11 protein-coding genes are annotated in these 15297 nt (G+C 58.4%); 8 read left to right on the top strand and 3 right to left on the bottom strand.

Annotation, left to right across the window (positions count from 1 at the left end; genetic code table 11):
* The first annotated feature begins 240 nt into the window (after window positions 1-240).
* From LB520_RS12785 to LB520_RS12750, 8 genes are all read left to right on the top strand, one after another.
* Window positions 241-1110: an ABC transporter permease gene (locus LB520_RS12785; protein WP_224637732.1), complete on the top strand. Its 870-nt coding sequence runs from the start codon at window positions 241-243 to the stop codon at window positions 1108-1110.
* 7 nt (window positions 1111-1117) lie between these two features.
* Window positions 1118-1861, top strand: a complete 744-nt coding sequence (locus LB520_RS12780) for an ABC transporter ATP-binding protein (protein WP_224637731.1) — start codon at window positions 1118-1120, stop codon at window positions 1859-1861.
* A 195-nt stretch (window positions 1862-2056) separates the two neighbouring features.
* A complete protein-coding gene (locus tag LB520_RS12775) occupies window positions 2057-3187 on the top strand; it encodes a DegT/DnrJ/EryC1/StrS family aminotransferase (RefSeq protein WP_224637730.1) in 1131 nt (376 codons plus the stop codon).
* Window positions 3184-4122 (top strand): glycosyltransferase family 2 protein, encoded by a 939-nt coding sequence (locus LB520_RS12770; protein WP_224637729.1) that lies wholly within the window; start codon window positions 3184-3186, stop codon window positions 4120-4122. Before LB520_RS12775 ends, LB520_RS12770 begins: the two co-directional genes overlap by 4 nt.
* Entirely contained in the window at window positions 4119-5069 is a 951-nt protein-coding gene (locus LB520_RS12765; RefSeq protein WP_224637728.1) for a WxcM-like domain-containing protein, read from the top strand. Before LB520_RS12770 ends, LB520_RS12765 begins: the two co-directional genes overlap by 4 nt.
* Window positions 5059-5439, top strand: a complete 381-nt coding sequence (locus tag LB520_RS12760; RefSeq protein ID WP_224637727.1) for a hypothetical protein — start codon at window positions 5059-5061, stop codon at window positions 5437-5439. Before LB520_RS12765 ends, LB520_RS12760 begins: the two co-directional genes overlap by 11 nt.
* Window positions 5415-6944, top strand: a complete 1530-nt coding sequence (locus LB520_RS12755) for a glucosyltransferase domain-containing protein (protein WP_224637726.1) — start codon at window positions 5415-5417, stop codon at window positions 6942-6944. Before LB520_RS12760 ends, LB520_RS12755 begins: the two co-directional genes overlap by 25 nt.
* Window positions 6945-7324: 380 nt before the next feature.
* The gene (locus LB520_RS12750) at window positions 7325-8266 is read left to right on the top strand and encodes a hypothetical protein (RefSeq protein WP_224515514.1); all 942 of its coding nucleotides are present in this window, start codon (window positions 7325-7327) and stop codon (window positions 8264-8266) included.
* A gap of 110 nt (window positions 8267-8376) precedes the next feature.
* Here the strand turns inward: LB520_RS12750 and LB520_RS12745 are convergent, their stop codons facing one another.
* The 3 genes from LB520_RS12745 to rfbB are packed head-to-tail and all read right to left on the bottom strand — an operon-like array spanning window position 8377 to window position 15295.
* Window positions 8377-13233 (bottom strand): glycoside hydrolase family 99-like domain-containing protein, encoded by a 4857-nt coding sequence (locus LB520_RS12745; protein ID WP_224637725.1) that lies wholly within the window; start codon window positions 13231-13233, stop codon window positions 8377-8379.
* Entirely contained in the window at window positions 13230-14138 is a 909-nt protein-coding gene (rfbD, locus tag LB520_RS12740) for a dTDP-4-dehydrorhamnose reductase (protein ID WP_224637724.1), read from the bottom strand. The genes LB520_RS12745 and rfbD overlap by 4 nt, the downstream gene beginning before the upstream one ends.
* Window positions 14135-15295, bottom strand: a complete 1161-nt coding sequence (gene rfbB, locus LB520_RS12735; RefSeq protein WP_224637723.1) for a dTDP-glucose 4,6-dehydratase — start codon at window positions 15293-15295, stop codon at window positions 14135-14137. Before rfbB ends, rfbD begins: the two co-directional genes overlap by 4 nt.
* Window positions 15296-15297 lie beyond the last annotated feature (2 nt).

Below are 15297 nucleotides of genomic sequence, written 5' to 3'. Positions count from 1 at the left end.
ATTGCAATCCCCAACCCCGTCACCCGGTTACCGCCTTAGCGCGGGGAGGGCGGGAGGGCTAGAGGTTTTTTGGGCAATATTCGATTGTGCGAATGATTTGACTTGAAGCCGGAATAACTCAGGCTGGATTGCCAGTCGTTCAGAGAAACTGTCAGGCGCCTAACAGGGGGAGCTAATAAATGTCACGATGTGACGATCCGGCTTCACTAAGCCACAGCACGCTGCCATAAGCTTGTCGCAATGGCCATGAAAGAGGTGCACGGCGGACGTGAGGGGCGAGGGACAAATCACCAGAACAATAGCGGTGGCACCACAACGATGATTTCGGCACTGAACGGCGCCTTCGACGACATATTCAGAGCCATGAAGCTGCGAAGGGTATGGATCGCCCTGGCCCATGAAGATATCGGAGACCAGCATCGGCGCACCACGCTCGGGCCGCTCTGGTTGCTGGTGAACTATCTCGCTTTCGCGGGAACATTCGTTTTCGTGTTCCAGCCGGCTGGCAAAGATGCGGCAGGTTACGCTGCTTACGTTGCCATCGGCCTTATGGTATGGTTTTACCTCATGGAGGTCATCTCCCTGAGCGTGCCGCTTTTTAAGCGCGAAGAGAGCTTCATTGAAGGCACGACGCTGCCATTGTTCGTCTATGTGATGCGGCTGACGATACAGTCGGCGATACGGGCCGGCTATGCAGTTGTCGGATGTGTCATCATCCTGCTGATTAGCGGGCCGTCGCTGACGCCTGCGTGGCTGTGGTCGCTTGCGGGACTGCTGTTGATCCTGTTGACTACACCAGCCCTCATCACGGTCTTTGCGTTTACCGGCGCATTCTTCCCGGACAGCGAATTCATCGTCGGCAATCTGATGCGCGTTGGAATGTTCTTTACACCTGTCTTCTGGGTTTATAACGGGCAAGACGCCATACAGACATATGCATATCTCTGGAATCCTTTCACTTACTTCCTGGACGTTGCGCGTACTCCGATCCTCATTGGCGAGTTTCCGAGCGACGCCTTCGCCGTCACCGGCATCACCGCCTTGGTTATGTGGGCAATCGCGCTGCTGTTGCTTGGCAGATATCGCCGCCATGTCGTCTTTTTGATTTGAGTTTGTGATGGTTTCCATAAAACTGGACAACGTCAGCCTGGTCTACAAGCTGCACGAAAAACTGACGCTTTCGGCGCCGGATCGGCGTTTGGGCCCGACAGGCGGAAGAATTGAAGGTTCTGGCCGAAAGCAGTTCGTTCAGGCGCTCGACGGCGTCGGTTTCGAACTGAAGGCCGGCGACCGGCTCGGCCTTGTCGGACCGAACGGAGCAGGGAAGACCACACTGCTGAAGGTCCTCTACGGCATCTACGAGCCTTCCGGAGGAAACATCACGATCGAAGGTAAGGTCGATGCCCTTTTCAACATCAACATCGGATTTCGCCGCGAAGCGACGGGCCGCCGGAATATCGTATTGCGAGGCTTGATCAACGGATGGTCGGAAGCGGAGATCGAAGAAAAGATGGAAGACATCATTGCCTTCAGCGAGCTCGGCAATTTCATCGACCTTCCATTCAAGGCTTACAGCCAGGGTATGGCGGCGCGGCTCGCTTTTTCGGTGGCGACAGCGCTTGAACCGGAAATCCTGCTGATGGACGAATGGATCGGGGCAGGTGATGCTTCTTTTCAGGAAAAGGCCAAGAGGCGCATGGACGAACTAGCCGAAAAGGCAGGCATCATCGTTCTGGCGAGCCACAGCGAAGGTCTTATTCAAAGCGTGTGTACGAAGCGGCTGACCCTCAAAGGCGGTCGAGTGGAGTCGCTGACGGCGATCCCGATCAGGTCTGCCGAAGCGGCATTGGCCAGCCCCTAGGCCCACAGCGTTCCCCAAAATGACGCCAGCCTGTTGCGACCGAGCCGGAATCTCAATAGTTGTGCATGCGGTTCTGGCTTCCGCTGTTTCCGCGATGCAAGTATTCTCGGTTGCTTTATATTAGAATCATCTGAATTTCCGAATGCTTTGCAGGCGAACACGCCGGAACGAAGAAGACACGCTGTCGAGTTGTCGATGATGAAGCCGAATGCCGTTCCGATGAATGATCTCAAGCGTCTGTACCAGCGCTATGAGGTTGAAATCGCGCGCGAAGTAGCAAGCACGCTGCGGTCCGGATGGTGGCTCAATGGCGCGGCAGGGAAGCGATTCGCAGCGAACTTTGCGACGTTTGCAGGAGCCTCGGATTGCATCCTCGTCGCAAACGGAACGGACGCCCTTGAACTCGCTTTACGCTCTATCGTCGGGCTTGGCGATGCGCATGGACGCGAGGTGATCGTGGCGGCGAATGCCGGGGGATACGCCAGTTGCGCGTGCTGGCACAACGACCTCATTCCACACTACGTCGATATCGAACCAGCTAGCCAACTTGCAAGCGTCCAGTCGGTGCTGGAAGCGGTGAGTACCGACACGGCTGCCATTGTCGTTACCCATCTTTACGGCGGCGTGGTCGATGTACCAGCTATCCGGGCAGGACTTGTCAATGCTAGCATGTCGCACATACCGCTCATCGAGGATTGCGCCCAGGCACATGGTGCTCGCATCAGGGGTGAAACGGCTGGATCACTTGGAGACATCGCCACTTTCAGCTTCTATCCGACCAAAAATCTCGGCGCGATGGGTGACGGCGGCGCAGTCCTCACCTCCAACCCAAAACTGGCGGACCGCGTTCGTCAGCTTCATCAATATGGCTGGAGTTCCAAATATCATGTGGCCCTGCCGGGAGGGCGCAACTCTCGCATGGACGAGGTCCAGGCCGCTATTTTGGATGTGCTCCTTCCGGACTTGAACAGCCGCAACGAACAACGCCGCAGCATCGTTAGCCGATTTAGGGCCGTCACCGGACGCCGGCTCAAATTCCTCGACGGCGGCAATGGCGCCGTCGCACACCTCGCGGTCCTGCTGTGTGACGACCGGGACGCATTCCGCACCTTCATGAAAGAGCGCGGCGTCGATACCGATGTCCACTATCCCGTGCTCGATTGCGATCAGGTTGGTTGGGCTGCCCTGCCCATGAAAGGGACCGAAAATCTTGCGATCTCCAGGGCAAGCATCAGTCGTCTCTGTTCCGTCCCGTGCTACCCGGACATGACGAATGATGAGGTCGAGCAAGTGTGCAGGGCCCTCAGCGACTGGGAGGCAATGTGACTGCGCGCTCTCTTGTTTTTCCCATTTACCGCAATGAGCCGAACATCCCTTCCCTGTTGCAGGCCGTCGCCGATTTCGACGCCATGTATGAGGGCGACATCGAGTTTGTCTTCGTCATCGATGGGTCGCCCGACCAGTCGGGCGGCCTGCTGGTCAGGGCTTTGAAGGACGCCAGCTACAGGTATAAGATCATCTTTCACAGCCGGAATTTTGGTTCCTTCACGGCCATTCGGACGGGGCTTGAGCATGCATCCGGCAAACATGTGGCCGCGATGGCTGCTGACCTCCAGGAGCCGCCCGAACTTATTGTCGAATTCTTTTCGATGCTGGAGAAGGACACGGCCGACGTCGTGTTTGGCCGCAGAACCGGCCGCGACGACCCCCTTCTGACACGTTTCCTGTCCCGGGCCTTCTGGAGCGTTTACCGCAGGCTGATTATGCCCAGCATGCCGAGCGGCGGGGTCGATATATTTGCCTGCAACCGCCAGGCGCTCGATGCGATCCTGTCAATCGAGGAGCCAAACAGCTCGCTTGTGGTTCAGCTGTTCTGGGTCGGATTCAGGCGGGCGTTCGTGCCTTACCGGCGGCGCGAGCGGGAACATGGGAAGAGTGCCTGGGGCATTGGGCGCCGGCTCAGATATATGATGGACTCGATCTTCTCGTTTTCCGACTTTCCGATCGTTTTCATACTTTGGGTAGGAATTGCGGGCTGCGTGCTCAGTCTTGTGTTTGCGGCAATCACCGTCGTCGCCCGCTTGCTCGGCAAAATCGACCCGGCCGGATACACGACGCTGGTGCTGCTGATCGCGGGGTTTGGATCAGCGATCCTCGCGGTGCAAGGCATCCTTGGCTGTTATCTTTGGCGGGCGGTTGAAAATACCAAATCGCGCCCATTGCGGATAATAAGCCGCATTGTCGACGGGACGTCCGCATGAACGACAAACCATTTTTTGTCCATGACCGCGGGATCTGCGAAAGCACGCGCGTCGGCAATGGAACGCGCATATGGGCGTTTGCCCATGTCCTCCCTGGGGCCGTGATCGGCGCGAACTGCAACATCTGCGATCATGTCTTCATCGAAAACGACGTGACCGTTGGCGATGACGTCACGATTAAAAGCGGCGTTCAGCTATGGGACGGCATTCGGCTGGGCAATCGCGTGTTCGTTGGTCCGAATGCGACCTTCACCAACGACCGCTTCCCGCGTTCGAAACACTATCCGGAGTCGTTCCTCCAGACGAGCGTCGAGGACGGCGCGTCGATCGGCGCCAACGCAACGATCCTGCCGGGCATAACGATTGGCCGCCAGGCGATGATCGGCGCCGGCGCCGTGGTGACCAAGAACGTGCCGGCAAACGCCGTGGTCGTTGGAAATCCGGCCGTCATCGTTGGCTATCAGACCGGTCCGCAGGTCGAGCCTGTGATGACGCAAGCGACCCCCGGTGCTGCAGGCGACAGGATGGCGCTCGGCGTCGGCGGATGTGAGCTCTGGCGGTTACCGCATTTCAGCGACCTGCGCGGCGAACTGGCCCCGCTCGAGTTCGGGCAGAACCTGCCCTTCAAGCCCTTGCGCTCGTTTCTTGTCTACGGTGTACCTTCGGACAAGGTCAGGGGTGAGCATGCGCACCGCCAGTGCCACCAATTCCTGATTGCCACCCATGGCCGCCTGTCGGTGGTCGTCGATGACGGTCACGACAGAAAGGAAGTGTCGCTGGCAGATCCCTCGATCGGCCTTTACCTGCCTCCTGGGGTATGGGGTATCCAGTACAAGTTCCAGCCGGATACCGCCCTGCTCGTCATGGCCTCGCATCCATATGATGCAGGCGACTATATCAGGGACTATTCGGATTTCCTCGCGACGGTCAGGCCGGATGACCACTGACCGGATAGGCTCGGATGCGCTTCGTTTTCTTGCGGCGGGAGGACTGAACACCGCGCTGACGAGTGCCGTCTACTTTGCCGGCCTGACGATCCTGTCTTCGGGCATTTCCTACACTATTGCCTGGCTGGTAGGCCTCGCATTCGTGATGGCGTTCTATCCAGACCGCGTCTTTCCCGGCGGGCGTAGCGGCTTTCTGGACCGGCTGGCGGTCGGCGGCTCGGTCGCGGTGGTGTTTGTAGCAGGCTTAGTAACCCTTCATCTTCTCGAACGAGCGCTGCAAAGCCGAGCGGCGGCGTTCTTTGCAACACTTGTCGTCACCACGATGCTCAATTTCCTGGTTTCTCGATGGATACTCCGCAGACGATACTGATACGCCCCTCTTCGATCCGGGCGGCTATCAATCTCTTTGCGATCTTTGTCGCAATGTACTTTTCCGAGTTGGCTTCCTTCTCCCTGTCCATTGACGAAGAGGTGGCCGCCTTCAGAACCGATTCTTCGATCTGGATTGCCCAGGGTCGTTGGGGGGCCTACCTGATCGAGAGATTCCTTATCCCAAATCCAGTAATGCCATTACTGGCGCCGGCGATCTTTGGCGTCGGTTGTGTTGCCGCTTATCTGCTCGTTATGGACGCCATCGACAAGCATGAGCTTACCATCTCCGAATATGCTTGCTTCGCGATCTTCTGTGCCTTCCCGACCTGGTTCTTTATCGTAGAGTTCTACTCCAACATCGCTGCGGTGGGAATCGGCATGGCTGCAAGTGCCCTTGCGATTTGGCTGATCAACAAGACAGATATCGGCGCAGCTGGTTCGCGCTTCCTCGTTGCGGTCGCTGCAGGCGGTTTTGCGATCTCAATCTATCAGAGTTTCGCACCGGCAATCCTGGTATTGGGCGTTGCTATCTGCGTTCTGCAGGCACGGGCCGGCATTGAAAGATCGCTGCCGAAAGACCTGATCCGCGTCGGTGGCCTGGCAGTGGGCTCCGCGATTTTCTACGCCGTCGGCAATGCAATTTTCAAATCGTTCATTTCCAAAAGAAGTGAATATTTCGAGTCGCTTTTCCAGCCGGGTTTTTTCTTTCAACATCCAGTGGTGGTGACCGGCCGGGTACTGGAAGCGATAGGAGAGGCGCTTGGTCTGGACCGTGGCGCTTATGGTGTCATTTTGTGGGCAGTTCCGCTGCTGTTAATCCTCGGCGTCTGGACGCTTTTCAAGGAGTTGTCACGCACAAGGTTGCTGCTGCTCGCAGCCGCTTTGGTCTGCTTATTCATTCCTTTCGGCGTCCACGTTCTGGCGGCCGGCATCATGCCCCTTAGAAGTCTCGTAGGTCTGCCGATAGCGGTCTGGCTCTTCGTCTACCTTGCCGTGACAAGCAGCAATGCCAGGATAAGCATCGTGTCGGCGATCCTGCTTGGAGTGGTAATCTTCCAGATCCAGGTGATCCAAAATTATCGGCAGGCGTCCAGCTATCTTGTCGACAAGCACGACACACTCCTAGCCGCAGCTATCTACGAGAGGCTGACGGCGATGCCCGGCTTTGACGCCAGGCGCGCGTATGTTCTGTGCGTGTTCGGCGGGCTGCCGTTTGCCACCAACTATCCCAGGCCCCCCAGTTCAACCGTCGGATACTCATTCTTCGAGTGGGACGGCGGCAATGCCTGGCGCATCACCTACTATATGAAACTGCTCGGCTATTCTAACCTAAACGGCCCGACGGACCAGCAAGTCGATCAAACAATTGTCCGGCTTTCGACGATGCCTGTATGGCCCGCACCTGGCAGCCTGGAAATACAAGGCGACATTGTATTGATCCGGCTTGGCGAAGGCCCGAGCTACGCAAATCAACAGGCACTCACAAGGGTCGCCAACCGCTGAAGGACGCGGCAAGGCTCATGTGAAACTCCTTCGATGCTGTGCGAGTTGATTGCGCCGCTGAGATTGTTTTGATTTATAGGGCCGATGCCCTGCGCCGGGTTCTCCAATTGGGGAACGTGGCCCCATGACCGAGGTCTATATTCTGAGGAAGCCGAGATCGGACCTCCTCGGGAAATGTCATAGCGCTGCTTCGGGTAAGAACCGCGAGCGATCGAAATCAGCGGCAGCCGGGCCGAGATGCTGTGGTCGTACCCAGCGCGACTCGCGAGTTAACCATCAAGCGCAGTGTTAGGCACTGGATTCGTTGGAATATCACAATCTTCTAATGACATTGCGGTTTCGATGATCAATGCTGCGGACCTTCTGCTGAGGTCGATTCCATGACGATTATCCTTCATATCGGCGTCCACAAAACCGGCACGAGCGCGCTTCAAGCTTTTTTAGCTCGAAACGCCTCTTTGCTTTTGGAGCACGGCGTCTTTTACAAGCCGACAATCCCCGACTGGCCAAACCACAACCCTTTGGTAGCGGCATTCATGCCAGGATCGATCGACCATGGCCCGTCGCGGTTGGCAACGATGCTCGCAGAGGCGGCAGGCAAAACGCTGCTCATCAGCTCGGAAATGCTTTGCCAGCCGGAAGTAGATCTCGATCAGTTTCTATCAGGGCTCAAGGGTCACGACGTTCGCGTCATCGCCTATCTACGCCACCCAGGCGACATCGTAATCTCAGCTTTCAACGAGGTGGTCCGGCATTATGACACGCATTGGACCCGCCCGCTAAACGAGCAGCCCTTCGCCTATGACCCGTCGCAGTTGGACGTTCTCAGGCGCTGGTTGAAAATCCCAAAGCTGGTGCTGGCTCCATATGATCGAGCGCAGTGGGTTGAGGGTTCGTTGTTTAGGGACTTTCTCACCATGATCGGCGTTCCCGGCGATGGGTTCGACTACAGCCAGGTTGGCGGGAACGAATCGCTGCCCTACACCCTGATCGAAGCCTTGAGGCATGTGAATGTTGCGCGCCCTTCCGCTGACCAGCACCGCCTGCTTGTCGAACTTTTCCGGACCATGCAAAGCGAGCCGGGAGAGTATCCGCTGACAGCGAGAAATGTGAGGTATTGCGTCGATCGGATGCGTCGCGCATTGCCTTTCTACCGGCCGCACTTTCGCCCCGGCTTTCAGGAAGATTTCCTTTTTGAACAACGGCATGAGCCAAAAGGCGGATGGTTCAGTTTGCAAAAATCGGCAATTGCGAGAGCGACGGGATTTCTTGCGAAAGCAGCCGCATTCCTTTTGCCGACACTTGATGCAGGTCTATTGTGAGCCCTAGACTAGATCGTGATGGCGTTTCGTTGAATCGCCCCCACGATCTAACTCTTTGTTGGAGCATGATTTTTCTCCGAAAACCGGTTTCCACTTTTCGGGATCATGCTCTAGACCTGCGGCTTTTCAGGCATTGCCAAGCCAAATTGCTCATAGAGGCGCTGCACATAGGCAGTTGCCGCACTTTGTGCCGACGCCCCAAGATGGAAACGCGCGATCGTGTCGGCTTGCACCTTGGCGATTTCCTGCAAGTGTCTGACGTCGAAACGGGTGACGCTTGATTGATGCCTGCGATGCGAATTGAGCGACTGCGGATAGAACGCGATTCCACCCTTCTCCAGCAGCCGCAGATATGCGACCCAGTCGCCGGCATCCCTGTAGGAAGCGATCTCTTCGAGCCCCGCGCCGAGAGCCTCGAGCAATGTTTCTCGACGAAAGAGAACCGCGCTGACATTCGGAATGGTGTTTTTGAGGTATAGCGCCTCGCCTATCTCCTGGCGTCCGTCCACGACGTAGGGTTTAGCCCAGCGGGACCGGTCGATATCGGAGACATAATCGAGGTAATGTTCGCTTAAGATGCGCCCATCGCCATCCATCTGCCGCGACTGGCAGTAGCTCATGACTACATCGCGTCGTTCGAAGGCGGGCAGAAGTTTTTCCAGAAGGTCGGGATCGGCGAGATCATCCGCTTCGGCGATCCAAACGAAATCGCCGCGCGCAGCTTCAACGCCGCGCATCCATTGACGGAATACCGAGCCTGAATTCCGCTCGTTCCTGATCAATCTGGCTGGAATATCGCAGGTGGCCAAAAACTGCTCGATGGCTTTGACGCTGTCATCCGTCGAGGCATCGTCAAGCACAATCAACTCATAAGGTCGTACCGTCTGCCTCACGATCGAATCGAGGCGCCCGGTGAGATATCGATCGTAGTTGTAGTTCGGCACTACGACGGATATCCGCGGCAAAGGCCTTCCGGCATAGGCCAGCAGGTCATGGAGATAGTGGCTGAACCCAAACTCCTGCCGGACAATTTCACGGCCGATCTTAGCCAGACGTCCAGCTTTTTCCGGATCGTCGAGAAGGCTGAAAACGGCACTGGCCATCGCATCAGTGTCGAACTTGGGAACAAGGATACCACAATCGCGCTTTAGCAGATCCTGGAAGCCGCCGGCACCTTCGAAAGCGACTACCGGAATTGCCGCATCGAACGCTTCAAGCACTACTGAAGGAAATGGATCTTCACGCGACGTCAAGACATATATATCAGCCGAGAAATAGTACTCTCTGGGATCCTCCACCAAGCCGACAAAGACAAAACGATTCTCAAGCCCAGCATTCTTTATTCGCTGCATTTGAAATGCGTGCAGAGCATGATCGACATAACCTACCCAGACAGCAATCGCATCCGGATTAACCCTTGTTACCTTGAGTCCGGCGTCAACGAAAAGATCCAGCCCTTTACGGTGATCCCCGTATCCGACCGTGAGAACTATGCGGGCGTCCTCACGTAGGCCGAGTCTCTTGCGCACCCGATCCCGCACCGCAACGCGATCCTCTTCCCGAAATGGCGTGCGAAAATAGGAGCCTTGCGGACGGGTCACCGCCCGCCCGGTTGACCCGCCTACGAAATTCTCAAATCCGGATCGAACAATTTCCGCGGGAAAGACCAAAACGTCGGCGTGTTTCGCGATCGCGGCAGCATGCCGCTTAAGCCCGACGGATTTCAAAACGCCCGGCATTTCGTGAACAAGCGAGACGGCGCAAAAGCCTGCTGCCTTCAGCAACGGAACGAGAAGCCCGGAGACCGTTGTATTGACCACCGCTATCTCGGCCCCGCCGCGTCGGATAGCCTTAAGGCGCTCCAACACCTTTGCCTTGGGTTCCGCCGCAAGGTCGATCAGATGTACATTGGCCACTTCCGCGAAGCGACGTAGCAGATTGCCGTGGCCCAGGACGATCAACTCGGACTTGAAGCCAAGCTCACCGAAACCTCGTGCCATGTTCATGGCAAGCATTTGCGCGCCGTGTGGATGTGCGTCGTGTGAGACTACAACGATGCTTTTCCCTTCATGACGTACTCCCTCCAATGCATCGCGGGTCGCCTGGAGGTACGCATAGCCAGTCTGCGCATCCGGTTCCAGATGCGCCCCTTCTGCCCATTCGTTCCAGGCATTGACGAAGACTAGTCTTTCACTTGGCTCGTCGATGTAATTGATGGTGTCCTTGGCGGCGTTTTCGAGCCACCGCCTGTAGAGATCCGGCGTATTGTTGATGAAAGCCGTTCCATTGTTCTTGCGACGAGCGGTATTGTCCCAACCTGGGCAGACGGAGCGGAACAGCTTATACTCGCGGAGAGGATATTGTTCGCTGCGCTTCGGAAAAATCGACCAGTCATAAACAGTCGTTCCGAAGTCGTCTGCCAGGGGCATGACTTGATCGGTCACGTTCGGAGGCGCGGAGTTGTTCGGCGGAAATTCGACAGCGGCATCGAAGCCGTATAGTCTCGGATCGTTCTTTTCGAACGATTGAGTGTAAGCGAGATAGATCTCGCCGAGGCCGTTCTCACGACACCATTGGCGCCAGCGCGAAGCCGTTTCACTGGCGTCCGGGAGCAAACTCGGTCGGTAAACCAAAAGCACCGGCTTACCGTCAATTCGGATATATCGGGGATCGCGCAGATAGGGCGCGACCTCTTTGATAAATGCAAGATCGTCCGCTGGCGAATGGTTCTGCGCTATGAGGATTTCGCTGTCGAGCCCGTCCCACCGACGGGACCAGTTCTCGTTGGCCCAGCATAAACAGAATGGAAGATCCAAATCCCTGTCATTGAGCCAGTTCTCCAACGGCTTTTCGAGTAGCCTTGTTCCTGCAAACCAATAGAAATAGAAGCAGAAGCCCTCAATTCCGTATAGCTTCGCCAATTCGATCTGGCGGCGTTGTACCGCTTTGTCTCTGAGATCGTAGTAACCAAGCTCGCCCGGCACATGGGGCTGACTATGCCCCAAAAACTGTGGCTGCGCGGGTTTGACATTGACCCATTCGGTAAAACCCGTACCCCACCACTCGTCGTTTTCCGGGATTGGATGGAACTGCGGAAGATAAAAAGCAATTACGCGCACCGGCTTATTCGCCAACGGCTCGGCAACCAGCAGCGGAACGTGTACGGGCTTCGGCACGCCTGAGCCGACAGCTGCGGTGCCGGCAATTGCCGGTAACCCACCAACATAAGAGTTGGAACTCCGCCAAGCCTTATAGGCAGTGGTATTTTTGAAAAAAAACGGCAAGAAACGGAAAACAACGCCTTTGAACTTCTGCTTCGTGCCCGTCGGCACAGGAAGCTGATGCCAAGAGGCGTAGGCAACCCGGCTCAAACGCTTACGACACGACGCAGGAACACGCGCAACCGCGGCGATACCGTATCCGATAGCACGAACTGGCTGCGTCGTTCGCCAAGATGTGCTGCTATACACCGCGTCAAGGACGTCATGCAGCCGCTTTTCCTCGGCACGGGCGTGGTCGCGTTCCATCTCCAGCCCGGTTGCGTAGGCGCGAAGAGCGGCGTTCTCGCGCTCAAGCTCCTCGTATCTGCCTGTGCTCTCGTGAGCCTGCCGACGCAGTCCGTCGTACTCGGCCTGCAGTTGGTCGATCTGGACCGCGCGTTGATCAGCCAAGGATTTCAGATCCGCCAATTCCTTGGCAAAGGTTGTCTGATATTCCTGCAACCCGGTTTGCGCCCCGAGCCTTTCAATCTCGGCCATGCTTTGCTCGGCCTCTCGCACGAGCCGCGTGACCTCGACGTCACGCTCGCCGATTAAGCGATGAAGTTCAGCCTTCTCTCTGGCGAACTCTGCCTCGCGTTCACCCCAGTCGGCGTGTCTTTGCCGCTCCAGAGCGGTCAAAGTCTCAATTTCGGCAGCACGTTGCCGGGCCAGTTCAGCATTGTCGTTTGCGACCATTCGCAGCTCGGCCTGCGCCTGTGCCGAGATCCGCTGTCGTGCCTCGAGCTCAGGAAAGAACGCGTCACCGAAGATCGGCGATACTGCGTCAAATTCAGCCTTCACCCTATCGAGCGTGGCAAGCGCCTCAGCATCCTGTCCGTCGTTACGAAGCACGGTCAAGGCGGCATGGGTTTCCTTGACCCAGTCGGCGATGCGTTCGTCGGCCAGTAGTTGCGCACCGCCTGCAGTATGATGCTGATATTCTCGCGAGAGGTGAGCATCCACATGGGCCGCGATGTCGTCCACAGTACGCGGTTGGCCGATGGCCAGCACCGCCGCTACATTCTGGATTTCATGACGCCAGTCCAGCATAAGCGCTTCGTAGGAGAGGAAGACACGCGGCTTGCCGCGTGTGGCGGACTCAGCCTCCAACTCGTGGCGCAACCATAGAAGTGCCGCAAAACCCGGCGTAAAGCCGTCTCGCTTGCCGAGCGAGGCAAGGACCGAAAGCGGGTTACGCCCAGTCAAGACATAGCGAACATCGATCTTCATCGACTTCAGGATGTCAGCATAGAACGGCACAAAACGAGATATCCGCGGTTCCTTCAGTACGAAAAGCGGAGCTTCGCCGTATTCTTCCTCTAGGATGCGAGCGATCTCCGCGCGGTAGAATTGGGCACGAGGCTTGCCAAGGTTGGCCGCGTCGAAGACGCGCCAATCGTCCCAGCGACTACCGGCTTCCGCAAGCATCTGATCATTGAGAGCGTTCAATGCTGCCGGTTCCCAGTAACCAGTCGCATTGTTGCTGTCTTTTGAAATTAAATTCTTCGGCAGTTCCGCGCCAAGCAGGCTGATCGCCCTCGTCAACGCGCTCGTCCCGGAGCGGTGCATGCCTAGCACCATGATGCAGGTGCGCTTCGCGGGCTTGGTCTTCGATGACTTAGCCTTCGCGCCCTTCTTCGGCGCCGCTTGATCGGCCGACTGCGCGCTCGCATCGCGCAGTTGGCTCGGTGATGGATTCTCGTTCATGCACTCAATGCCTGTTTCGTCTCGCCGCCCCCCAGCCGCCGAACCACATTTTCACTCGACTCCCGCCACGCCGGCGCCTGCCACCCAAACGCCCCTGCAAACTTGGCACTCAACAGTCGCGAATTTTGCGGGCGCCTGGCCTTGGTCGGGTAGTCCGCCGTCGCGATATCGCGCACTTTCGGGTGCGGGCCACCAAACGCCCGGCTTGTGTCGAGGATGTGACGGGCAAAGCCGCTCCAGTTGGTGTCGCCCTCGCCCGCCAGGTGATAGATGCCGAAGGCGGCGAAATTGCTGTCGTCGACCAGCTTCGGCGCCGCATGCAGGATCGCGTCGGCGATGTCGAGCGCCGAGGTCGGATTGCCCCACTGGTCGGCGACGACCGATATCTCGTCGCGGTCGGCGGCCAGCCTCAGCATGGTCTTGACGAAGTTCCTTCCGAAGGGGCTGTAGACCCAGGCCGTGCGCAGGATGAGGTGGCGCGGGTTGGCCGCGGCGACCGCCTCTTCGCCGGCGAGCTTGGAGGCGCCGTAGACGCCGAGCGGCGCGGTCGGGTCGGTCTCGACATAGGCGCCGTCCTTGGCGCCGTCGAAGACATAGTCGGTCGACAGATGGATGACGGGAACGCCGAGCCTTGCCGCCGCTTCGGCCACCTTGCCGGCGCCGGTTGCGTTCACGGCGAAGGCCAGGTCCTTCTCGTCCTCGGCCTGGTCGACGGCGGTGTAGGCGGCGGCGGAAACGACGATGTCGGGCCTTGCCGCTTCAAGGGCCGCGAGCACGGTGTCGGGTCGCGCGAGGTCGAGCGCCGGGCGGCCGACGGCGACGACTTCGACATCGTCGCGGCCCCGCGCCGCCTCGACCAGGCTTGCGGCGACCTGGCCTTCGCGTCCGGTGACGGCAAGCCTCACGTGGTCACCCTGCCCTCGGCCGCGTTCCCGGCCAGGCCATTTTCGGTCTTTGCGCTGCCGATCGGGGCGTTGCCGACCGGGGCGTTCTCGACCGGGCGCGCCGTAGCCCTGCCCAACCGCGCGCCATCATAGCGCTGCTCTCGGATCGGCCCCCACCACCATTTGTTGTCGAGATACCAGTCGACGGTCCGGGCCAGGCCGCTGTCGAAATCCTCCCGGGGCGCCCAGCCGAGGTCGCGCGCGATCTTGGAGGCGTCGATCGCATAGCGCCGGTCATGGCCGGGGCGGTCGGTGACGAAGGTGATCAGCTCGCGATGGCGCTTGCCGCTGGCGCGCGGGCGCCTGAGGTCGAGCAGGTCGCAGATCGCCTCGACGACGCCGAGATTGGTGCGCTCGGAATTGCCGCCGACATTGTAGCTCTCGCCCGGCCGCCCCTTGGTCGCTACCAGCTCCAGGGCGCGCGCGTGATCCTCGACGAAGAGCCAGTCGCGCACATTGGCGCCGGCGCCGTAGACCGGCAGCGGCTTCTCGTCGAGCGCGTTGAGGATGACCAGCGGGATCAGCTTTTCCGGGAAATGGTAGGGGCCGTAATTGTTCGAGCAGTTGGACAGCACCACCGGCAGGCCGTAGGTCTCGTGCCAGGCCCGCACCAGATGGTCGGAGGCCGCCTTGGAGGCCGAATAGGGCGAGGACGGCGCATAGGGCGTCTCCTCGACGAACATGCCGCCGTCGAAAGGCAGGTCGCCGAAGACCTCGTCGGTCGAGACATGGTGGAAGCGGAAGCCCGCCTTACGCTCGTCGGACAGGCCGCGCCAATATTCCAGCGCCGCATTCAGGATGCGGTAGGTGCCGACGATGTTGGTCTCGATGAAAGCGCCTGGACCGTCGATCGAGCGGTCGACATGGCTCTCGGCGGCGAGGTTCATGACGATGTCGATATCGTCGCGGCGCAGGATCTCCAGCACCGCGCGCTCGTCGCAGATGTCGGCGTGCTCGAAGCGGTAATTATGCGCGTTCTCGATCGGCCGCAGCGAGGCGAGGTTGCCGGCATAGGTGAGCTTGTCGAAATTGGTGACGCGGTAGGCCGGATTGGCGCACAGATGCCGGCACACGGCCGAGCCGATGAAGCCGGCGCCGCCGGTGACCAGGAAATTCATGC

This window comes from Mesorhizobium sp. CA12 (assembly GCF_020165255.1).
GTDB lineage: Bacteria > Pseudomonadota > Alphaproteobacteria > Rhizobiales > Rhizobiaceae > Mesorhizobium.
The sequence above is the reverse complement of the archived record's forward strand: the minus strand, read 5'-3'. Positions and strand labels throughout refer to the sequence as shown.